At 42.4% G+C, this 20,668-nt stretch carries 25 protein-coding genes and 2 pseudogenes; 26 read left to right on the plus strand and 1 reads right to left on the minus strand.

Translation table 11 applies throughout. The features are described 5' to 3' along the window. Positions 1 to 285: 285 nt before the first annotated feature. The 26 genes and pseudogenes from M44_RS17155 to M44_RS17275 all read left to right on the plus strand — a co-directional run bounded on the left by M44_RS17155 (position 286) and on the right by M44_RS17275 (position 19,909). Positions 286 to 837, plus strand: a complete 552-nt coding sequence (locus M44_RS17155; protein WP_010175587.1) for a manganese efflux pump MntP — start codon at positions 286 to 288, stop codon at positions 835 to 837. A 326-nt stretch (positions 838 to 1,163) separates the two neighbouring features. After that, the gene (locus tag M44_RS29110) at positions 1,164 to 1,295 is read left to right on the plus strand and encodes a hypothetical protein (protein WP_272941203.1); all 132 of its coding nucleotides are present in this window, start codon (positions 1,164 to 1,166) and stop codon (positions 1,293 to 1,295) included. 134 nt (positions 1,296 to 1,429) lie between these two features. Continuing rightward, positions 1,430 to 1,873 (plus strand): low molecular weight protein arginine phosphatase, encoded by a 444-nt coding sequence (locus M44_RS17160; protein WP_010175588.1) that lies wholly within the window; start codon positions 1,430 to 1,432, stop codon positions 1,871 to 1,873. A gap of 154 nt (positions 1,874 to 2,027) precedes the next feature. Further along, a pseudogene (locus M44_RS30100) lies at positions 2,028 to 2,225 on the plus strand (HAMP domain-containing protein); the annotation flags it as partial. Between the two features lie 123 nt (positions 2,226 to 2,348). Then, complete coding sequence (locus M44_RS30105) at positions 2,349 to 3,167, plus strand: methyl-accepting chemotaxis protein (RefSeq protein WP_420167125.1); 819 nt, start codon at positions 2,349 to 2,351, stop codon at positions 3,165 to 3,167. A 375-nt stretch (positions 3,168 to 3,542) separates the two neighbouring features. After that, positions 3,543 to 3,983 (plus strand): ribose 5-phosphate isomerase B, encoded by a 441-nt coding sequence (gene rpiB / locus M44_RS17170; RefSeq protein ID WP_010175590.1) that lies wholly within the window; start codon positions 3,543 to 3,545, stop codon positions 3,981 to 3,983. A 9-nt stretch (positions 3,984 to 3,992) separates the two neighbouring features. Continuing rightward, the gene (locus M44_RS17175; protein WP_010175591.1) at positions 3,993 to 4,568 is read left to right on the plus strand and encodes a TIGR01440 family protein; all 576 of its coding nucleotides are present in this window, start codon (positions 3,993 to 3,995) and stop codon (positions 4,566 to 4,568) included. A 7-nt stretch (positions 4,569 to 4,575) separates the two neighbouring features. Next, entirely contained in the window at positions 4,576 to 5,097 is a 522-nt protein-coding gene (locus tag M44_RS17180) for a GNAT family N-acetyltransferase (RefSeq protein WP_153007741.1), read from the plus strand. Between the two features lie 116 nt (positions 5,098 to 5,213). Next, a complete protein-coding gene (glyA, locus tag M44_RS17185) occupies positions 5,214 to 6,455 on the plus strand; it encodes a serine hydroxymethyltransferase (protein ID WP_010175593.1) in 1,242 nt (413 codons plus the stop codon). A gap of 182 nt (positions 6,456 to 6,637) precedes the next feature. Beyond that, positions 6,638 to 7,267: a uracil phosphoribosyltransferase gene (gene upp / locus M44_RS17190; RefSeq protein ID WP_010175594.1), complete on the plus strand. Its 630-nt coding sequence runs from the start codon at positions 6,638 to 6,640 to the stop codon at positions 7,265 to 7,267. 131 nt (positions 7,268 to 7,398) lie between these two features. Continuing rightward, a complete protein-coding gene (locus M44_RS24010; RefSeq protein WP_010175595.1) occupies positions 7,399 to 7,650 on the plus strand; it encodes a hypothetical protein in 252 nt (83 codons plus the stop codon). Further along, positions 7,631 to 7,876 carry a hypothetical protein gene (locus tag M44_RS17200; protein WP_010175596.1) on the plus strand — a complete coding sequence of 82 codons (246 nt, stop codon included), beginning with the start codon at positions 7,631 to 7,633 and terminating at the stop codon, positions 7,874 to 7,876. Before M44_RS24010 ends, M44_RS17200 begins: the two co-directional genes overlap by 20 nt. 310 nt (positions 7,877 to 8,186) lie before the next feature. Beyond that, positions 8,187 to 10,394 (plus strand): S8 family serine peptidase, encoded by a 2,208-nt coding sequence (locus M44_RS29115; RefSeq protein WP_010175597.1) that lies wholly within the window; start codon positions 8,187 to 8,189, stop codon positions 10,392 to 10,394. Between the two features lie 318 nt (positions 10,395 to 10,712). Continuing rightward, positions 10,713 to 10,904 carry an AtpZ/AtpI family protein gene (locus M44_RS17210; RefSeq protein WP_010175598.1) on the plus strand — a complete coding sequence of 64 codons (192 nt, stop codon included), beginning with the start codon at positions 10,713 to 10,715 and terminating at the stop codon, positions 10,902 to 10,904. A 133-nt stretch (positions 10,905 to 11,037) separates the two neighbouring features. Then, positions 11,038 to 11,289, plus strand: coding sequence for an ATP synthase subunit I (locus tag M44_RS24015; protein ID WP_420167126.1), 252 nt, complete (start codon positions 11,038 to 11,040; stop codon positions 11,287 to 11,289). 21 nt (positions 11,290 to 11,310) lie between these two features. Next, positions 11,311 to 12,044 (plus strand): annotated as a pseudogene (gene atpB / locus M44_RS24020) (F0F1 ATP synthase subunit A). Between the two features lie 70 nt (positions 12,045 to 12,114). After that, positions 12,115 to 12,330, plus strand: a complete 216-nt coding sequence (gene atpE, locus M44_RS17225; protein ID WP_010175602.1) for a F0F1 ATP synthase subunit C — start codon at positions 12,115 to 12,117, stop codon at positions 12,328 to 12,330. Between the two features lie 139 nt (positions 12,331 to 12,469). Continuing rightward, positions 12,470 to 12,994 (plus strand): F0F1 ATP synthase subunit B, encoded by a 525-nt coding sequence (atpF, locus tag M44_RS17230; protein WP_010175603.1) that lies wholly within the window; start codon positions 12,470 to 12,472, stop codon positions 12,992 to 12,994. Continuing rightward, entirely contained in the window at positions 12,991 to 13,536 is a 546-nt protein-coding gene (locus M44_RS17235) for a F0F1 ATP synthase subunit delta (protein ID WP_010175604.1), read from the plus strand. Before atpF ends, M44_RS17235 begins: the two co-directional genes overlap by 4 nt. An 18-nt stretch (positions 13,537 to 13,554) precedes the next feature. Beyond that, entirely contained in the window at positions 13,555 to 15,063 is a 1,509-nt protein-coding gene (atpA, locus tag M44_RS17240; protein ID WP_010175605.1) for a F0F1 ATP synthase subunit alpha, read from the plus strand. A gap of 91 nt (positions 15,064 to 15,154) precedes the next feature. Further along, positions 15,155 to 16,015 carry a F0F1 ATP synthase subunit gamma gene (locus tag M44_RS17245; protein WP_010175606.1) on the plus strand — a complete coding sequence of 287 codons (861 nt, stop codon included), beginning with the start codon at positions 15,155 to 15,157 and terminating at the stop codon, positions 16,013 to 16,015. A 74-nt stretch (positions 16,016 to 16,089) separates the two neighbouring features. Then, positions 16,090 to 17,502, plus strand: a complete 1,413-nt coding sequence (atpD, locus tag M44_RS17250) for a F0F1 ATP synthase subunit beta (protein ID WP_010175607.1) — start codon at positions 16,090 to 16,092, stop codon at positions 17,500 to 17,502. Between the two features lie 22 nt (positions 17,503 to 17,524). Further along, a complete protein-coding gene (locus tag M44_RS17255) occupies positions 17,525 to 17,929 on the plus strand; it encodes a F0F1 ATP synthase subunit epsilon (RefSeq protein WP_010175608.1) in 405 nt (134 codons plus the stop codon). Between the two features lie 684 nt (positions 17,930 to 18,613). Beyond that, positions 18,614 to 19,183, plus strand: a complete 570-nt coding sequence (locus M44_RS17265; RefSeq protein ID WP_010175610.1) for an RNA polymerase sigma factor — start codon at positions 18,614 to 18,616, stop codon at positions 19,181 to 19,183. Next, positions 19,170 to 19,379, plus strand: coding sequence for a zf-HC2 domain-containing protein (locus M44_RS17270; protein ID WP_029326955.1), 210 nt, complete (start codon positions 19,170 to 19,172; stop codon positions 19,377 to 19,379). Before M44_RS17265 ends, M44_RS17270 begins: the two co-directional genes overlap by 14 nt. A gap of 32 nt (positions 19,380 to 19,411) precedes the next feature. Further along, entirely contained in the window at positions 19,412 to 19,909 is a 498-nt protein-coding gene (locus M44_RS17275; protein ID WP_081447569.1) for an anti-sigma factor, read from the plus strand. Positions 19,910 to 20,063: 154 nt separating this feature from the next. Here the strand turns inward: M44_RS17275 and M44_RS17280 are convergent, their stop codons facing one another. Further along, positions 20,064 to 20,408: a DoxX family protein gene (locus M44_RS17280; RefSeq protein ID WP_010175611.1), complete on the minus strand. Its 345-nt coding sequence runs from the start codon at positions 20,406 to 20,408 to the stop codon at positions 20,064 to 20,066. Between the last annotated feature and the right edge of the window lie 260 nt (positions 20,409 to 20,668).

Genomic DNA, 20,668 nt, shown 5'->3' on the forward strand with positions numbered 1-20,668 from the left:
GACGTGAGCTTGGGGGGAGTGCATGCGGAAGGCGGAGAGTCCGCACGCAAAAAAGGCCGAGGTGCACGCAAAAGGGAAAACCCGCACGCAAGCCAGGAAAAGTGCACGCAAGAGGAGGAATACCGCACGCAAACGACGGAGAGCCGCACGCAATAACCAAAGTGCAACCATAAGAGAAAACCCTCTTGCCCCCCTATTCCTATACTCTTCCTCCAAAAAATTCCCCTTCTACTTCACAAAAGACAAGCATAAATTGTACAAGGAAGTGGGTTGGGGGGAATGAGGATGATGCATATTATGGGGGAGATTTTAACCCTTTTTATTATGGCGTTTGCACTGGGAATGGACGCTTTTTCTATAGGGCTTGGCATGGGAATGTACAAGCTCAGGTTGCGACAAGTGATGTTAATTGGGTTGACGGTAGGGGCTTTTCATGTGGTCATGCCCCTTTTTGGTATGATGGCTGGGAGCTTTTTATCAGAAAGACTGGGTGCGATTGCGGGCTATGCTGGAGGTGGCCTATTAGTAGTCCTAGGAATCCAAATGATTTTTTCCTCATTTCAAGAAGAGGATTCCTTGGTGACGCCTGCAGGATTTGGGGTGATCGTGTTTGCCCTAAGCGTTAGTCTGGATAGTTTTTCAGTGGGGTTGACTCTTGGGATTTACGGAGCGAAAACGGTGCTGACTATCCTTATGTTTGGTGGAGTCGCGACGGTGCTTACATGGGCAGGCCTTTTAGTTGGGAAAAAAATTGGAAGTTGGCTAGGATCGTATAGTGAAGCGCTCGGAGGTTTAATTTTATTATTTTTGGGAATACAATTAATTTGGCCATTCTAACCTCTATTTTTCTATGGTAAAATAAAAGAAAAAATAAGAAAATTGAGGGATTTTGTCATGAATTGGTTAGGAAAATACGTTGTAGTAGGACCGGCCCTTGCTCTAGGTAGTTTTATACAAGTCATGTATTTATTTTTTTTGTCAGCAGTATCCTGTTAAACCATCCATGATTGCCATTATAGTGTATATATTATTAAGCCTGTTGTTGATGGGGTTATTTGTCCTTGTCTTTCAAGTGTATCGCCAAGACACCCTGTTTATTTTCATTCAAGTGGTGCTACTAGGAGTTTTAGTCGTGATTTCTGGGTGGCAGCTGTTTTTCTTTTTTGTCTCAGTTTGAGATGAGCTTATCGAGTGTGGTTCAGTTCTTAACGGTCGTGACGTTACTTGTTTCGTTTTTAGTTGGACTTGCTTCCTATTTTTCAGAAAAGCAACGGAAGGTCGGTTTGTTTTACTAAAAAATTTTTACAAAAGTGGCACTAGAATTCAGATGAAAAGAGACTGCCAACGTATAGTTCACATGAATCGTTTCCTGTTTTGCGGGGGCGATTTTATTTTTTTACGGTGATATAATGGACCTAGGAGGGATCTTATGCGAAATATTTTATTTATCTGTACAGGAAATACGTGTCGAAGCCCAATGGCAGAGGCGTTACTTAGAAAACATCAACCGGATTGGAATGTAAGATCTGCTGGAATTTTTGCGATGGAAGGAAATTCTGCTTCTGAAGGTACTAAACAAGTCCTAAAAGAGAACGATATAATACATGACCACCAATCTAGTATGCTGACAAAAGACTCATTAGATTGGGCGGACTATATATTCACGATGACGACTAGTCACAAAGAAACGATTCGAAATCAATATCCACATGTAGCAGACAAGCTTTTTACGTTAAAAGAATATGTGAACGGCAAGTCAAATGACCATGATGTAGCGGATCCTTTCGGTGGGCCTGTGCCGATTTATCGTGAAACGTTTTTAGAACTACATGAGTTGGTTCGTGGGTTAATTAAAAAAGTAGAAAATGAGTAAAAGATTGTAGGGGGAGAACAAGGTGAACAAGAGTTTGAGGGGGAAATTTGTAGGATTTACAACACTTCTTGCGGTGATTACGTATTCATTTACGGCATTGTTTTTATTTTATGTGAAGCCGACGTTTTTTAACGCTGTAAGTGACGGAGCTTTTATGCTGATTACACTAGTACTTGGTATTTTTTGGTCAGGTGTACTAGCATTTTTTGCTGCGCAGTACATTATAAGCCCGCTTAAAAAGTTGGAAAAAGCGGCAAACTTAGCATCAGAAGGGCATATTGAATCCGATGTCCCTCTACCAAAAGGGAAAGATGAGATCTATTCTCTTACAAATTCGTTTAATAAAATGCTAGAAAACTTACGGTTAATGGTCGGTAGAATTGAAGAAAACTCTAGTTCTACAGCTAACAAAGTCGAGTACATCACAAAAGCGTCGACTGGAGCTAAAGAATCTGCATCAACGGTTGCTCGTGCGATGAATGAAATCTCTAATGGCGCAGTGCAGTCGGCTTCCGCTGTACAACAAACGGCAGAATCAGTTGAAATGGTCACAAAGATTGCAGAACAAGTACAAGAAAAAGCCAAATCAAGCCAAGCTGTATCCAATGAAATGCTTCAATCATTAGAAGAAACGAAAACCATCGTTCATTCTCTGGTCAAAGGGATGGAAAACGTGGCGAGTGACAACGAAGATTCCTTACAAGCGGTCAAGCGCTTAGAGGAAAATGCGAAAAAAGTGGAGCAAATTATCCAACTTGTCGGTGATATTTCCGGACAAACCAACCTGCTTGCCTTAAACGCAAGCATTGAAGCGGCACGTGCAGGAGAACACGGAAAAGGCTTTGCTGTCGTGGCAGAAGAAGTTCGAAAACTAGCAGACGAAAGCTCCTCTGCGGTGAACGGCATTTCAGATTTAATTAAAACGATTCAACAAGACGTATACCAAGTCGTTGAAAAAATCTCCAACCAAGTTACAATGGTCCAGCAAGAAGCTGGAAAAGGAACAAAAACAAACGATTCCTTTGCCCACATGACAACGACCATTACCCAAGTCGTTCAGGAAGTGGACGGAATCTCAACATTAATTGAAAAACAAATGGACGCGATTCACCATACCTCTCACCAATCACAAGAAGTAGCAGCCATCTCAGAAGAAACCTCTGCAGCCGCTGCGGAAGTAGCAGTCAGCACAGAAGAACAAGCAAAAGCCATCTTCGAAGTAAACGAATTGGTGAAAGAGCTTTACCTTGAAAGCGAAAAGATGAAAAAGACAGTCGAGAAGTTTCATTTATAAAATATACCCTTCGTGCAGGCACCTCGTTGAAATGGACAAACGAGATGCCTGCACTTTTTTGTGTGAACGAACGAAGGATAGGTGTAAGAATTGAGAGTGAGTGGGCTTAAAATGAGAGTGAGTGGGCTTATAATGAGAGGGAGTGCTGGAAAGAAGTGGGGAAGTGCTCGGAAAAAGTAAGAGTGCTCGAAAAGACCGAGAGAGCGCTCAGAAAAGAAGAGCGCTAAATAAAGTTAACAGAAGCTCTAAAATAAAGAGGAGAAGATCAACATAACTCTCCATGCTGACCTTTTCATTTCACCTAACCTCTTTCTTTATAAAATCAACAGAATGTGAGAGAATAACTTCTATAAAAGGGTTCAAGGAGGGATACTGTTGAAAGTTGCATTAGCGTCTGATCATGGTGGGGTGAACCTACTGAAGGAAATGAAGAATTTATTAGAAGAATTGAACATAGAATACGAAGATTTCGGTTGTAACTGTGAGGGGTCTGTGGATTATCCGGATTATGCTGTTCCGGTGGCAGAGAAGGTGGCAAACGGTGAGTTTGATAAGGGGATCTTAATTTGTGGAACTGGAATTGGAATGAGCATTGCTGCGAATAAAGTCAAAGGCATTCGTTGTGCGCTTGTACATGATGTGTTTACGGCGAAAGTAACGCGTCAGCATAATGATACAAATGTTTTAGCGATGGGTGAGCGTGTGATTGGTCCTGGTCTTGCTCGTGAAATTGCAATGGCTTGGTTACAAGGGGAGTTTGAAGGTGGCCGTCATGCTCGTCGTGTGGAGAAGATTTCAGAATACGAAAACAAATAAGGTGATGCTGTGAATATAATCGTAAAAGAAATTCAGCAGGAATTACGCACTATTTTACAGGAATATCAAGAGCAAGCGGAATTACAGCCTGGACAGGTGTTTGTTGTAGGCTGTTCGACTTCGGAAGTTATGGGCAAGCGAATTGGCACATCTGGGACGGATGAAGTAGCAGAGAAGATCTATGGTGAGCTTCAAGCATTTGCAGACGATTTCAACTTACAGCTTGCCTTCCAGTGTTGTGAGCATTTAAACCGCGCACTGGTGGTAGAGCAAACATCATTAGAGACATATGGATGGGATGAAGTGTCTGTGGTACCCGTGAAGGAAGCGGGTGGGGCAATGGCGACGTATGCATTTCACAGGTTTCACGATCCTGCTGTGATCGAACACATTGTCGCTCACGGTGGAATTGATATAGGGGACACATTTATAGGGATGCACATCAAGCATGTGGCCGTCCCCGTTCGAGTAACGAACAATTCACTGGGGAGTGCGCATGTCACGTTAGCGCGTTCTCGTCCAAAGTTAATAGGCGGGGCAAGAGCTGTGTATGAGAGACAGTTTGGTACAGATTCCTGTCGTTAAGGAGTAGGTGTGTTTGAATATTCGTCAGGCAAGGGAACAAGATTTATCTCAAATTGTAGCAGTCCATGACCAAGCTTTTAACAATAAGGGGGAGGGAAAGCTTGTGGTAGGCATTCATGAGTCAGATGCTTATATTCCCAAGCTTTCCTTAGTGGCTGAAGATGAACATAGGGATATTGTTGGTCATCTCCTTTTATCCAAAGCGGTTATTGTAGGCGACACGGGAGAAGTCGAAACATTAGCACTTGCACCTGTTTCGGTGTTACCCGCTCTCCAAAAGAAAGGAATTGGCTCTCAGCTGATAAACGTTAGCATTGCTCGTGCACGTGAGTTAGGCTTTCAGCATATCGTTGTTCTTGGACATTCAGACTATTATCCAACGTTTGGATTTAAGCTGGCAAGCAAGTATGGAATTCAATGTCCGTTTCCTGTTCCAGACGAAGCGTATATGGTGCTTGAGCTCATTCCTGGCTCATTAAAAGGGGTAAAGGGAACGGTAAAATATGCGAAAGCCTTCCAAGAGGTCTAACAACCAAACATGATTTCTCGCTTTTTTACCTATGAGACACATGATAGAATGATAGGTATTAACATCGCGTTACATAGTAATAGTATAGAAAAAAGGTCCAGTGGAGGGGAAAACTCATGAAACATTTACAAGAACAAGATCAAGAGTTGTTTGCTTCGATTCAAGATGAGCTAGCGCGTCAGCGTACCAAGATTGAACTAATCGCTTCAGAAAACTTCGTTAGCGAAGCCGTTATGGAAGCGCAGGGGTCTGTTTTAACCAATAAATATGCGGAAGGCTATCCGGGTCGTCGTTACTACGGTGGCTGTGAACATGTAGACGTGGCCGAGGATTTAGCGCGTGACCGTGCGAAAAAGTTATTCCATGCAGAACACGTAAACGTTCAGCCACACTCTGGTGCTCAAGCGAATATGGCGGTTTATTTTACCGTGCTTGAACAAGGAGACACGGTACTTGGAATGAACCTATCTCATGGTGGACATTTAACTCACGGAAGTCCAGTGAACTTCAGTGGTGTTCAATATAATTTCGTAGAATATGGTGTGTCAGAGAAAGACCACAAAATAGACTATGAAGATGTACGTCAAAAAGCGTTAGAAAATAAGCCAAAGCTAATCGTCGCAGGGGCTAGTGCGTATCCTCGTGAAATCGACTTCGCAAAATTCCGTGAGATTGCGGATGAAGTCGGCGCGTACTTAATGGTAGACATGGCGCATATCGCAGGGTTAGTTGCCGCTGGAAAGCACCCTTCACCAATTCCTTACGCAGACTTTGTAACGACAACGACGCATAAAACACTTCGTGGACCTCGTGGTGGAATGATTTTAACAAAAGAAGAATGGGCAAAGAAAATTGATAAAAGTATTTTCCCTGGTATTCAAGGTGGTCCGTTAATGCACGTGATTGCGGCAAAAGCGGTAGCATTCGGTGAAGCCCTGCAAGACTCTTTCGTGGACTATGCAGAGAATATTATTGCGAATGCCAAGCGTCTAAGTGATGCTCTTCAAAAAGAAGGATTAGACATCATCTCTGGTGGAACAGATAATCACCTTCTACTGATCGACCTACGTTCACAAGGCCTTACGGGGAAAGTAGCCGAAAAGGTACTAGATGAAGTGGGGATTACCGTGAACAAAAACACCATCCCATTTGATCCAGAAAGCCCGTTCGTGACAAGTGGTATTCGTATTGGAACAGCTGCTGTGACAACACGTGGATTCGGACTAGAAGATATGGATGAAATTGCGTCCATTATGGCGTTCACCTTAAAGAACCATGAGGATGAAGACAAACTTGCAGAAGCAGCGAAGAGAGTAGAAGCGTTGACGAGTAAGTTTGAGTTGTATCCGGAGAGATAGAAGAAAAGTAGTGAAAAGCCTACCCATTAGGGTGGGCTTTTTATAGTTTGTTGATCTCCGCTTTGGCCGCTATAAAATTATATAAAATGTCAAAAACTCATTTGTCACTCCCTCCCCCTTTTGGTACAATAGTACAGATATAAAAAGAGACGTACCCACACGTTCTAAAGGAGAGATGTCTAGTGGCAAAAGTATATGTATTTGATCACCCACTTATCCAGCATAAATTAACTCATATTCGCGACGTACAAACAGGTACGAAGGAATTTCGAGAACTAGTAGACGAAGTGGCTACATTAATGGCATTCGAAATCACACGAGACATGCCTTTAGAAGAAATTGAAGTGCAAACACCAGTCAGTAAAGCAAAAGCAAAAGTGCTTTCGGGTAAAAAGTTAGGCATCGTTCCAATCTTACGTGCCGGTATTGGAATGGTAGATGGCATTCTTAAACTAATTCCAACAGCCAAAGTTGGACACGTTGGACTTTACCGTGACCCAGAAACGTTACAACCGGTAGAATATTACGTAAAACTTCCTTCTGATATTGAAGAGCGTGAATTAATCGTTGTAGACCCAATGCTTGCAACAGGTGGTTCAGCTGTAGAAGCCATCCACTCTCTTAAAAAGCGCGGAGCTCGCAACATTAAATTTATGTGCTTAATCGCTGCACCAGAAGGCGTGGAGATTCTAAAAGAAGCTCACCCTGATGTGGATATCTACATCGCTTCTCTTGATGAAAAGTTAAACGAAAAAGGCTATATCGTACCAGGACTTGGGGATGCAGGCGATCGACTGTTTGGTACAAAATAAATCATGCAAAAAGACTCTGCCCATCAAGGCAGAGTCTTTTTAATGGGAAAAATAGTCATTCCATTTCCTTACAATAAAAGAGCGTTAAAAGGAGTTTTATATTATACTTAAGATAGAAAAGAGGTGAAAACATGGACGGAAAAATTATTGACCTACTAACAGACTTAACCAAAGAATTTAAGGGGTTAAAATCGAATGTAGAGATCATAACAACAGACGTTAAAGAATTAAAAACAGAAATGCAAGAGGTAAAAACGGACATACGTGGACTAAAAACAGAAATGCAAGAGGTAAAAACGGATATACGTGGATTAAAAACAGAAATGCAAGAGGTAAAAACGGATACGTGGATTAAAAACAGAAATGCAAGAAGTAAAAAATGATGTACAAGGATTAAAAACAGATGTACAAGCGATAACATCCGATATGGAAGAATTGAAAAGCGAAATGCATGACAGATTTGATAAGGTAGACGCAAAGCTTGTAGGAGTGGGTAACCAGTTTGAGTTTACTAATGAATCAAGAATAGTTGAAGATGGCTTTATATCAGATAAAGTGAATAAGTTAGAAAAAGAAATTTACTTGATTAAGAATAAAATCAACAGCTAAGAAAAGAAACCTAGTAATTTAGTTAGAGTCCACCTTACTGTTAGGAGCAAATAATAATGAAAAAAAGCTCCAAAGAAAAAAGAAGAAAAAAGAAAACTGGTTTCAAGAGCTGTTTCATGAGGCTTGGTATACTGCGGTTTTAGAAGTATTCGTCCATGCCATTTGGAACACCATTGTAGGGATCTTCCGACTCATCCTCTGGCTCCCGCGACTTATCCTTGGCTTTTTGAAAGAATGGAATTAAAGGTAATAAGATTCGCACTAGTTGGAATGATAAAGGTATCATGTACCGAAAGGGGCCAATCAGCTAGTGAAAAATCTACTTTGTTTACTTGTAATCTTCTTTTACACACTCTCTCCTGTAGCGAATGCAGCCCCCGCTTTCACCATTCCCCCACTCCCGAGTCTTGAAGATGACATGGTCCGGGTCATCGTTGAAACAGATTCAACCCCTACATATCAAGAATTACAAGAACAACTCACCCCATTTCCTTCTATTAAAATAGGGTATCTCTATCATGAAGTATTTAACGGGTATTCCTTAATCGGTAAACGAAACGAAATCTATGAATTCACGAAAGGCTTAAAAGGTGTCATCAGAGTAACAGAAGCGATTCAATATGAAGCTCATAACGAATCGAGTATCGATTTTATCGGAACGGAACGAGCGAGAGGCTATTTTGACAGGGAAGGTAACCGCTTAACAGGTCAAGGCATTAAGGTAGGTGTTATCGATACGGGTCTCGATTATGAGCATCCGGATATACGCCGAAATTATAAAGGTGGCAGAGATTTAGTCGACGGAGACCGTTTTCCTATGGAAACGAAGGCTAAGCACGGAATGCCAACCTTTCATGGCACTCATGTCGCGGGAGTAATCGCGGCCAATGGAAGAATGAACGGTGTTGCTCCTGGTGCTGAACTCTATGCTTACAGAGCATTAGGTCCAGGAGGTTACGGAACGTCAGACCAAGTGTTAGCTGCTATTGAAGGAGCAGTTAAGGACGGAATGGATGTTATTAACCTCTCCCTCGGCAGTAATGTGAATGGTCCAGATCTGCCAATCAGTGTGGCCCTTGACCGAGCCGTGGAAAGAGGAGTAGTCGCAGTGACCTCAAGCGGCAATTCGGGTCCCAAACAATGGACAGTAGGAACCCCAGGGACTTCTCTGCTGTCCATATCAGTTGGAGCCTCGACGCCGCCAATGAATCGTCCGTTTTTACATGTAGTAGGTCTCGATGCAATCGAACTGATTCCACTTCTTGGATCAACGCCGTGGAACTTGAAACGGTCGTATGAAGTGGTATACGGAGGTATTGGCAAAAAGGAGGAACTTTCAAAGGTTCGGGGTAGAATAGCTCTAATAAAAAGGGGAGAACTCTACTTTTTTGAGAAAGTCGTACATGCGAAAGAAGCAGGGGCAGTAGCGGTGATAATTTTTAATAATACAGAAGGACCTTTTATGGGAACGATGGAAGGAGGTTACGACATTCCGTCTTCCACTATTTCCAAGGAAGAGGGAGAACGTCTAGTAACAAGAATAGATGAGAATAAGACCTTTGTCCAAACGCTTTATAAAAGTCAGGAAGACCAAATGGCCATTTTTTCATCAAGAGGACCGGTCACCTACAATTGGCTAATCAAGCCAGATCTCGTTGCACCAGGGGTAGAAATTAGAAGCACAGTCCCAGGTGGATATATGAACCTACAAGGAACCAGTATGGCAGCACCTCATGTGGCAGGAGCTGCGGCTATTTTACTTCAAGCTCATCCAGAATGGTCTCCGTCTGATGTAAAAAGCGCTCTTCAGCTGAGCTCTGTTCCCTTAACAAAAGAAGACGGAAGCTATTATTCTGTTGTCGACCAAGGAGCAGGACGCATCGATATAACGAAGGCACTTCAAACGGAAACAATCATCACTCCGGCTACCTTATCTTTTGGTCAATTGAAAGAGGATGCCTTTAGCTATCAAGAAAAAGAAATCACCATACAAAACGTGAGTAGAGAGACGAAAACCTATACGTTTAAAGAAAGCGGCGAGCACGATTTCATCCGCTTCGAGCTGCCTATGACATTTTCATTACCACCAGGTAAAAGAAAGACCGTGACGCTTCGTCTTATAAAAAAACGAGAACCAGAAGAAAAACAGGAGCTAGTTGAAGGAAGGGTCATCGTACTTGAAGACGGCAAATCCTACAGCCTTCCTTATTTATTTGTCATAAAAGAACCAGATTATCCAAGGATCATGGGCTTCACCATCGTTCCGGGTGACAATGTGGATTCCCTTCGGTATGAAGTGTACCTCCCTGGGGGTGCTGAAGAATTTGGAATTGCACTCTTTGATCAAAAAACCTTGGAATTCAGAGGGTTCATTGAAAGTAAAAAACAAATAAGTCACGGACTAATGGAAGGTGAGATAAAAATACCATTCCAAAAGCAAGGGAAAACGTACTACGCGGTTGGATTTGTTCGGTATAAAGGGCAAGAGGACCAGGCACAGGTGATGGTGGATTGGTGAGGGGAGGGAGCTATCCCTTGTCTGAAAATGTGAAACTAGTAAAATGGAAGAAAACTATTCTACTACAACTATTTGTGAACAATTTGTGAACTCATAGAATACACGAAATTGACACATCTACTTTTTCTTGTCAATCAATTGACATCCATTTGTGCCTATTGTATGCTTACAAAGGGTACTTGAGGAATCGTTTTTCTGCGATATAAAAGCAATGAAAACGCTTTTTCCTATTTACATAGTGTAAACAGTTTTTACACCCTTCTAAAGTAAGGAATGATAGTTTTGGCCCAAACACCTAATCGTCATCCTTTTAAAGCAATGGCGCTTTACTCAGCCATTCTATCACAGCTCGTCGGCTCCATTTTAATCGGCATTTTCTTCGGAAGATGGCTTGATCAAGCTTGGTCCACGACACCACTTTTTTTAATAATCGGACTACTAGTAGGTTTAACGAGCGGAATACTCGCTATGCTGGCCTCAGTTCGACACTTCACTTCGGGAGATAAGTGACTTATGCCGGATTTATCACACATGTTTAAAAGGCACCAAAAGTACATATTCTACTTATTGTCTCTCGCCGTCCTCGGTTGGGGATTTACCCCTTATAAAACTCTTTTTTTAGGTCTTTATCCTTGGTTTTTCCATCGGTTCCTATAATCACTGGCTACTTGTCAGGAGAGTAAAGAAATTCGGGGAAGCAGTAGCGGAGAATAAAAAAATGTACTCACTTGGTACACTAACTAGAATGGCGGGTGCCGTACTAGCCACAGTCATCGCTGTAAGATATCCGGAATACTTCCATCTTCCAAGCGTAATTTTTGGACTAGTGACAATGTATGTTGTCATTATGATAGATTATGCCTACCTTCAAGTTTTTAAAAAATCTCAACCATAATGGGAAAAGAGGTGAAACAAAATGAATCACGAAGCTCCATTAGTTACTCTCGACGTACTTGGGTTTCCAATCACTTTTAACCTATCCAACATTTTGATGATATCCGTTACTGTTCTAATCGTTTCCTATTGGCTTTTTTCTCAACGCGTAATCTATCTGTCAAAAATCCAACAGGGCTCCAAAACTTTATGGAATGGGTTATGGACTTTGTAAAGAACATCATCAAGAGTAATATGGACTGGAAAGACGGCGGGAAATTTCACATCTTAGGAATCTCTCTTATCATGTATGTTTTCGTAGGAAACATGCTAGGTCTTCCATTCGCAATTGTTAACAAAGGAACCCATGAACTATGGTGGAAATCACCGACGGCCGATCCTGTTGTTACACTAACCTTAGCGGTAATGGTCGTATCACTATCTCACTACTATGGGATTAAACAACGAGGCTTCGGAGCATACTCGAAAGATTATGTTCAGCCATATTGGTTCATGTTACCAATTAAGTTAATTGAGGAACTTGCGAATACATTAACACTTGGTCTCCGTCTTTACGGAAACATCTTCGCAGGGGAAGTACTCTTAACACTTCTTGTAGGTGGCCTTGCAGCAACCTCATTCTTAGGAGCAGTAGCCGCATTCATTCCAACAATGATCTGGCAAGGGTTCTCAATCTTTATCGGTGCGATTCAAGCATTCGTATTTGTCATGTTAACGATGGTTTATATGGCTCACAAAGTAAGTCATGACCATTAATATATAATTGTTCATCAAATGAACAGGATTTTATACTAAATTCTTTTAAAATAAGAGGAGGAAATTAATAATGGGTCTTTTAGCAGCAGCAATCGCAGCAGGTTTAGCAGCATTTGGAGCATCAATCGGTAATGGTATGATCGTATCTAAAACAGTTGAAGGTATGGCTCGTCAACCAGAAGCACGCGGAATCCTACAAACTACTATGTTCATCGGGGTAGCTCTAGTAGAAGCGCTTCCAATCATTGCAATCGTTATCGCGTTCCTTGTAATGGGCGGAGAATAATTAAAACTTTACGGTCTTAAAATGGCGAAGATCACTCCTTTAGAGAACCTTCGCCATTCCTTTATGTCTATACTGACTAGAAATGAAAATATCGCCTTTTTCTCAGGCATATCGACTCTTCGAAGGGAGTGAAACGAGCGTGTTAACAAATTTTGTACTAGGAGTTTCTGAAGGCTCCTCCGGAATAAACCTTGGCGATATCGCATTCCAATTACTTGCGTTTGCCGTATTACTATTCCTTTTAAAGAAATTTGCTTGGGGTCCTTTGATGAACATCATGAAAGAACGTGAACAATTGATCGCAGGTGAAATTAAAGAAGCAGAAGAAAGCCGTGCACAAGCAGCAGCACAGCTTGAAGAACACCGTAAGTTACTAGCGGAAGCTCGTACTGAGGCTCAAGGTCTAGTAGAAAGCGCGAAGAAGCAAGCAGAACAACAACGTGAAGAAATCATCGTTGCTGCTAGAGAAGAATCTGAGCGTCTACGCGAAGCGGCAAAGCTTGAAATTGAAACTCAAAAAGAACAAGCAGTAACTGCACTACGTGAGCAAGTGGCATCATTATCTGTCCTAGTTGCTTCTAAAGTGATTGAAAAAGAACTAACAGCAGCAGACCAAGACAAATATATCCAACAGCTCATTAAAGAGGCAGGAGAAGAGCGATGAGTAACTCAGCAGTAGCTAAACGTTATGCACAAGCTCTTTTCGAATTAGCTCAAAAAAATCAACAATTAGACGCTGTAGAAGAAGAAATGAGAACGGTTAAAGCCGTGTTTACCCAAACACCTGAGCTATTCGCGGTCCTATCTTCTCCAAGAGTACCGACTGAGAACAAAAAGAAAGTAGTTTCTGATGCGTTCAAAGCGGTTAGTCCACTTGTTTTAAATACGCTTATGCTATTAATCGACCGCCGCCGCATTGACGCAGTGGAAGAGATTGCAGAGCAGTTGATTCAATTAGTAAATGAAGCAAAAGGAATCGCAGCAGCAGTCGTGTACTCTGCTCGTCCATTAACGAAAGAGGAAGAAGCAGGTCTATCTGCTGCCCTTGCTCCGAAAGTTGGCAAACAATCACTTAAAATCGAAAACCGTGTCGATCAAGATCTTTTAGGTGGAGTAAAAGTTCAAATTGGAAACACCATTTTTGACGGAAGCCTTAAAGGAAAACTTACTCGTTTAGAGCGACAATTAATCGGTTCAAATCTGTAACCATAAGGGGTGAATTTCATGAGCATCAAAGCTGAAGAAATCAGCGCGCTGATAAAAACGCAAATCGAGAACTATCAGTCAGAAATGAAAGTAAGCGATGTTGGTACAGTTATCCAAATTGGTGACGGTATCGCTCGTGCTCATGGCCTCGACAATGTCATGGCTGGAGAGCTTGTAGAATTTTCTAACGGCGTTATGGGTATGGCCCTTAACCTTGAAGAAAACAACGTAGGTATTATCATTCTTGGACCATTCAGTGGAATCCGTGAAGGTGACGAAGTTCGTCGTACTGGAAAAATCATGGAAGTACCTGTAGGGAAAGAACTAATTGGACGCGTTGTAAACTCTCTTGGACAACCAGTTGACGGTCTTGGCCCAATCAACACAACAAAAACTCGTCCAATCGAAAGTAAAGCATCTGGTGTTATGGATCGTAAATCCGTACACGAGCCGCTTCAAACAGGTATCAAAGCGATTGACGCTCTTGTTCCTATCGGTCGTGGTCAACGTGAGTTAATCATCGGTGACCGTCAAACAGGAAAAACATCTGTTGCTATCGATACAATCTTAAACCAAAGAGATCAAGACATGATCTGTGTATACGTGGCGATTGGTCAAAAAGAATCAACGGTTCGTAACACAGTTGAAACTCTTCGTAAGCACGGTGCCCTAGATTACACAATCGTTGTAACAGCATCTGCCTCTTCACCAGCTCCAATGCTATACTTAGCACCATACACTGGTGTATCAATGGCTGAAGAGTTCATGTTTGATGGCAAGCACTGTCTTGTTGTATACGATGATCTTTCTAAGCAAGCAGCTGCTTACCGTGAGCTGTCTCTATTACTTCGTCGTCCTCCAGGTCGTGAAGCATACCCTGGTGATGTATTCTACTTACATAGCCGCCTTCTTGAGCGTGCTGCGAAGCTTAGTGACGCAAAGGGTGCAGGATCTATCACAGCGTTACCTTTCGTAGAAACACAAGCTGGTGATATCTCTGCTTATATCCCAACAAACGTAATCTCCATCACAGATGGACAAATCTTCTTACAATCAGACCTATTCTTCTCTGGAGTTCGTCCAGCGATCAACGCAGGTCTTTCCGTATCACGTGTAGGTGGTTCTGCACAAATTAAAGCGATGAAGAAGGTTGCTGGTACGCTACGTCTTGACTTAGCTGCATACCGTGAGCTAGAAGCATTCGCTCAGTTCGGATCAGACTTAGATGCTGCTACACAAGCAAAGCTTAACCGCGGTGCTCGTACAGTAGAAGTTCTGAAGCAAGATCTAAACAAACCACTTAAAGTAGAGAAGCAAGTTATGATTCTTTATGCTCTAACTCGTGGCTTCCTAGATGACATTCCAGTAGCAGACATCCGTCGCTTCGAGAATGAATTCTTAAGCTGGTTAGATCACAACCATACAGAAGTGTTAGATACAATTCGTACAACAAAAGGTCTTCCAGAAGACGAGAAGATGGCAGATGCCATCAACACGTTCAAGAAGACATTCGCAATCACTGAATAAGGATTCGTTGTAGCTTTGTAAAATAAAGGGCGGCGCTAGCCTCCCTCCCTGAATAGGGGTCTAAACATTTCAAAAAGGGTGGTGAGAACCAGTGGCATCGTTACGTGACATAAAAGGTCGTATCACGTCTACCAAAAAAACAAGTCAGATTACAAAGGCAATGGAAATGGTATCAGCTGCTAAATTTAGCCGTGCAGAAGCAAATGCGAGATCATTTGTTCCTTACATGGACAAAATTCAAGAAGTTGTTGCCTCTATCGCTCTTTCTAGTACTGACGTAACGCATCCGATGCTAGTCTCCCGCCCCGTTAAGAAAACCGGTTACTTGGTCATTACCTCTGACCGCGGTTTGGCGGGGGCTTATAACAGTAACGTGATTCGTCACGTGAACAATAGGATCAAAGAACGTCACACATCAAACGATGAGTTTGTGATTATCGCGATAGGTCGTGTGGGACGTGACTTCTTCGTGAAGCGTGGATTCAATGTTGTTGAAGCCATCATAGGTCTACCAGATCAACCAAACTTTGCAGATATCAAGGATATCGCAAACAAAGCTGTTGGAATGTTCTCTGACGAAGCATTCGATGAGCTTTATATGACGTATAACCACTTCGTAAGTGCCATCCAGCAGGATGTTATCGAGAAGAAGGTTCTACCTCTTACTGATCTGGATCAAACAGATAAAAAGCTTACTTCTTATGAATTCGAACCGAGTGCGGAAGCAATTCTAGAAGTGTTACTTCCTCAATACGCTGAAAGCTTGATTTACGGTGCACTACTTGACGGTAAAGCAAGTGAGCACTCCGCTCGTATGACAGCGATGAAGAATGCAACCGACAACGCAAAAGAATTAATTGACAGTTTAACTCTTTCATATAACCGTGCGCGTCAAGCAGCGATTACGCAAGAAATTACCGAAATCGTTGGTGGAGCTGCCGCATTAGAATAGAGAACCGTGGTTTGAAGACGACAAGCCTTCAAACCCTCTCTATGTTCGTTAAAGATAAGTTAGGAGGGAAAATCATGAACAAAGGACACGTTATTCAAGTAACGGGACCGGTTGTTGACGTTAAATTTCCAAGTGGTCAACTTCCTGAGCTATACAATGCGATTCGCGTTGTGTCCCAAGCAAATGGTGTCACGACCGACCTTACGTTAGAAGTTGCCCTTCACTTAGGTGACGACACTGTTCGTACCATTGCCATGGATTCAACTGACGGTTTAACTCGTGGAATGGACGTAATAGATACAGGAGCTCCAATCACGGTTCCTGTAGGTGACGTAACATTAGGACGTGTATTTAACGTTTTAGGAGAAACAATTGACTTAGATGCGCCAATCGAAGCAGGGGCTCGTCGTGATCCAATTCACCGCACAGCGCCTAAATTCGATCAGCTTTCTACTGAAACTGAAATCCTTGAAACAGGAATTAAAGTAGTAGACTTACTAGCTCCTTACATCAAGGGTGGCAAAATCGGTCTATTCGGTGGTGCCGGTGTAGGTAAAACGGTATTAATCCAAGAACTGATCAACAACATCGCACAAGAGCACGGTGGTCTATCCGTATTCGCAGGTGTAGGAGAACGTACTCGTGAGGGTAACGACTTATTCCACGAAATGACAGACTCTGGTGTTATCAAGAAAACAGCGATGGTATTCGGTCAAATGAACGAGCCACCTGGAGCACGTATGCGTGTTGCCCTAACTGGTCTTACTATGGCTGAGTACTTCCGTGATGAGCAAGGACAAGACGTTCTTCTATTCATCGACAACATCTTCCGTTTCACGCAAGCAGGTTCTGAGGTTTCTGCCCTACTTGGACGTATGCCTTCTGCCGTTGGTTACCAACCAACACTTGCAACGGATATGGGTCAATTACAAGAGCGTATCACGTCTACGAATGTTGGTTCTGTTACATCGATCCAAGCGATCTATGTACCTGCCGATGACTACACGGATCCAGCTCCAGCAACAACTTTCGCTCACTTAGATGCAACAACTAACCTTGAGCGTAAGCTATCTGAGATGGGTATCTACCCAGCGGTAGATCCATTAGCATCTACTTCTCGTGCCCTTTCTCCTGAGATCGTTGGAGAAGAGCACTACTCAATCGCACGTCAAGTTCAATCAACGTTACAACGTTACAAAGAACTTCAAGATATTATTGCCATCCTTGGTATGGATGAGTTATCTGATGATGATAAGCTAGTTGTACACCGCGCACGTCGTGTTCAATTCTTCTTATCTCAAAACTTCCACGTAGCCGAGCAGTTCACAGGACAACCAGGTTCTTACGTTCCTGTAAAAGAAACGGTTCAAGGCTTCAAGGATATCCTGGATGGTAAATATGACCACATCCCTGAAGATGCTTTCCGTCTAGTAGGTCGCATGGATGACGTATTAGCAAAAGCAAAAGAAATGGGCGTAGAGGTCTAATTCTCGACCAGGAGGGGAAAAAATGAAGACACTACAAGTCAATATTGTTACTCCCGATGGCCCAGTGTATGACGCACAGGTAGAAATGGTAAGCACCAAAGCTCAAAGTGGTGAGCTTGGTATCTTACCAGGACATATCCCAATGGTAGCTCCACTACAAATCGGTGCAGTTCGCCTAAAAAATGGTGCGAAACAAGAGCTAGTTGCAGTTACTGGAGGCTTCATCGAAGTTCGACCTGACCAAGTGACGATCCTAGCACAAGCCGCAGAAACAGCAGAAAGCATCGACGTAGCTCGTGCAAACGAAGCCCTTCGCCGTGCACAAGAACGTCTACAAGCCAAGCAAGATAACGTAGACTTCAGCCGTGCTGAGCTTGCGCTTAAGCGTGCCATGAACCGAATCGATGTTGGATCTGGGCAATTTTAAGATTGTATTTTTTTAGGAACCCCACTCTTTTGAGAGTGGGGTTTTTGTGTGTGTGGGGAAAGTAGGAAGTGCTTGTGATGGGAGGAGAGCGCGCATAAAAGGAGAAGTGCACGCAAAGGGCGAGGTACGTATGCAAAGGTCCGAGAGCAGCATGCAAAAAAGGCCGGTGCACGCAAAGGCCGAGAGCCGCACGCAAGAGGCGAAAAGTGCACGCAAAGCTGCAAGAGCCGCACGCAAAAAAGGCCGGTGCACGCAAAAGGCCGAGAACCGCACGCAAGAGGGCGAAAAGTGCACGCAAGACGGAGAAAAGTGCACGCAAAGGCCCGAGAACCACACGCAAGTTATTACTCCCCTAAACCACAGCCTAAACCACAGCCAACTACACAAAAATATCTTCATAGATAGTTCTTCTCCTCCTACTTCTCACTCAATCGGGCTCACAAGTCTTTAAAATATCCCCATTAGATCCAAAAATCTATTTTAAACAATGTATTTTATTAGGAAATTAAGGGGGAAATGTGAGACGATCAGTAAACTTACTGTTGAATAAGCTTAAAAAAATTTAAAAAATATTTAATACTGATCCAAAAAACAGGTTTAAACGTATACTTATTAGTTTAATTATTTATGATGGACTACTTTAAAGGACGTTTTATCCAAAATCCATTGTAAAAGGAGAAGTTTATGAATGAATTAAGGGATGAAGAGTTGTACGATAGAATGAGAGAAAAGGACAAAGAGGCGCTTTCCCAATTGTATTCTCGGTATGAACGGATTTTGTACTCATTTATTTATAGGTTAACAGGGGATCGAACAGTGACCGAGGAAACGATGCAGGAGCTTTTTATTAAATTATGGAGGGATCATGCTCCTTATGAAACGCATAAGGGGAAGTTTTCGTCATGGCTTTTAACATTAGCAAGGAATCAAGCGCTTGATGCAGTGCGGAAGAAGTCGAGGGAATCTACGTATGAATATCATGAGCGGGATGATGTGCGTAATGTTGAGGAGACTCCAGAGGATCATGTGGAGTGGAAGGAAAAGTGTGCGGCTATCAGATCTGCACTGTCCATATTGAACCAAGAGCAGAAGCAGATTGTGGAGCTGTTTTATTTTAAAGGACAGTCTCAAAGCACCATCGCAAAGGAAACAGGTCTTCCTCTTGGTACGGTAAAAGGTAGGATTCGACTGGCTCTACAGCATATTAAAAAGCATCTTGAAAGGGAAGGGGGCGTAATGAGTGAGCGAACATGATTTGGTGATTGACTATATAAACCATCAGCTTTCAGAAGAAGAGAGAAAGAAATTTGAAGAGCATTTAGAAAATTGTTCTGAATGTAGAAGGGAAGTGGAGGAGCTTCAAATGCTAATGAGTGATCTTCCATATTCCGCAGATCCGGTTGAACCTCCCGCTGATCTAAAGGATCGCGTTTTGTCAGCTACCTTTTAGAGGAAGAACCGGAACTAGTTTCAGGTTCAGATTTGAATCAGACCGTTCAACCTGTCACTATGAAACAAAAAAGGCAGAGGTCACGATTTCTAGTGCCGTCATTAGCTGCCGTATTGTTTCTTTCCTTACTAGGTAATGCCGTTTGGTTGATCAGTGAGGTAGAGCCAGATGATACGTCTAACCAAGATGTAGTCCAGGTACAACAAGCTGTAGCCTTAAAGCCATTAAAAGAAAACTACGAGGCACAAGCGACGTTACTAGAAGTAGGTAAGGGAAAGCAATTACTCCTACAAGCTAGTGAACTCTCTACATTAGAGGAGGGGGAAGTGTATCAGATTTGGTTGATTGAAGGAGAAACTCCTTATCCAACGGGTTCACTTGTTCCGAACAGTCAAGGAAGCGGGGCAGTGGTCTATTCCCTGCCTATAGATCTAGAGGAGATGGATTGGGATCAAGTGGCGATTTCAATCGAGCCAGATCATACTAGTACGGTGCCGAGAGGCGAGGTTGTTTTAGCAGGAGCATTTTAAACACAGGCTCTGTTAAACGACAGTTGATATCTCCAAAATGCTTTCGCTTTTAGAGACGGATGTATATAGACCACCTCTATGAGAGATCATTAAAAAAGCGAATGACAGTAGTATTAAAAAAGGAACAATGGGTGCAGCCCATTGTTCTGCTCTTTTATAGTTGTAAAAAAACGAGTGCAAACGCAATCAACCCCAACAAAACAATCATCCACATGCTCTTAAACGAGTCCTTAATCCGTATATGTGCTAAAGTCCCACCGATGGCCGTTACACTTAAGACTAGGGCTCCTGCTAAAGCATAATCAGCAAGCCAAAATCCTACAAACAGTAACAATGCGCCAACGACTTCAACAAATCCAGTGACATACATGAACCATTTTGGAAGGTTTAAATAAGTGAAAATGCCTTGACTTTTCTTTGAACCAATCAACTTTAGAAAACCTGCGGATAAAAAGAAGTAAATTAAAATTGCCTGCAAAACCCATATTACGTAAGTCATTGATGTGCCCCCTTTGATGATGATAGGTTAACACTACATACTTATGAAGAATGATGAGGTTTTAGGCATAGTTAAAATATTTTCATGAAACCTTTTTATCCTCAAGCTGCTAAGTAAAGGAGGTAATTACTTATTTAAGTTGGCCCCAACTCTTCCCATTTTGTAATACAAGATATATTCTCGTTACAATTGTCATAAACTAAGTAACATCAAGGGTTTAAAACGTCTGTAGGAAGCTTAAAAATTTTGTAAACTCATTC

It is taken from the genome of Bacillus coahuilensis m4-4 (assembly GCF_000171615.1).
In the GTDB taxonomy this organism is placed as follows: Bacteria; Bacillota; Bacilli; order Bacillales; family Bacillaceae_K; genus Bacillus_T; species Bacillus_T coahuilensis.

Coding starts and splice junctions, on each gene's coding strand:
- M44_RS17210 (WP_010175598.1), top strand. CDS start 10,713: ATGGCGCTTTACTCAGCCATTCTATCACAGCTCGTCGGCTCCATTTTA.
- M44_RS30105 (WP_420167125.1), top strand. CDS start 2,349: ATGAATGAAATCTCTAATGGCGCAGTGCAGTCGGCTTCCGCTGTACAA.
- M44_RS17280 (WP_010175611.1), bottom strand. CDS start 20,408: ATGACTTACGTAATATGGGTTTTGCAGGCAATTTTAATTTACTTCTTT.
- M44_RS17160 (WP_010175588.1), top strand. CDS start 1,430: ATGCGAAATATTTTATTTATCTGTACAGGAAATACGTGTCGAAGCCCA.
- glyA (WP_010175593.1), top strand. CDS start 5,214: ATGAAACATTTACAAGAACAAGATCAAGAGTTGTTTGCTTCGATTCAA.
- M44_RS17235 (WP_010175604.1), top strand. CDS start 12,991: ATGAGTAACTCAGCAGTAGCTAAACGTTATGCACAAGCTCTTTTCGAA.
- atpA (WP_010175605.1), top strand. CDS start 13,555: ATGAGCATCAAAGCTGAAGAAATCAGCGCGCTGATAAAAACGCAAATC.
- M44_RS17155 (WP_010175587.1), top strand. CDS start 286: ATGATGCATATTATGGGGGAGATTTTAACCCTTTTTATTATGGCGTTT.
- M44_RS17255 (WP_010175608.1), top strand. CDS start 17,525: ATGAAGACACTACAAGTCAATATTGTTACTCCCGATGGCCCAGTGTAT.
- atpE (WP_010175602.1), top strand. CDS start 12,115: ATGGGTCTTTTAGCAGCAGCAATCGCAGCAGGTTTAGCAGCATTTGGA.
- M44_RS17200 (WP_010175596.1), top strand. CDS start 7,631: ATGCAAGAAGTAAAAAATGATGTACAAGGATTAAAAACAGATGTACAA.
- M44_RS17265 (WP_010175610.1), top strand. CDS start 18,614: ATGAATGAATTAAGGGATGAAGAGTTGTACGATAGAATGAGAGAAAAG.
- atpD (WP_010175607.1), top strand. CDS start 16,090: ATGAACAAAGGACACGTTATTCAAGTAACGGGACCGGTTGTTGACGTT.
- M44_RS24010 (WP_010175595.1), top strand. CDS start 7,399: ATGGACGGAAAAATTATTGACCTACTAACAGACTTAACCAAAGAATTT.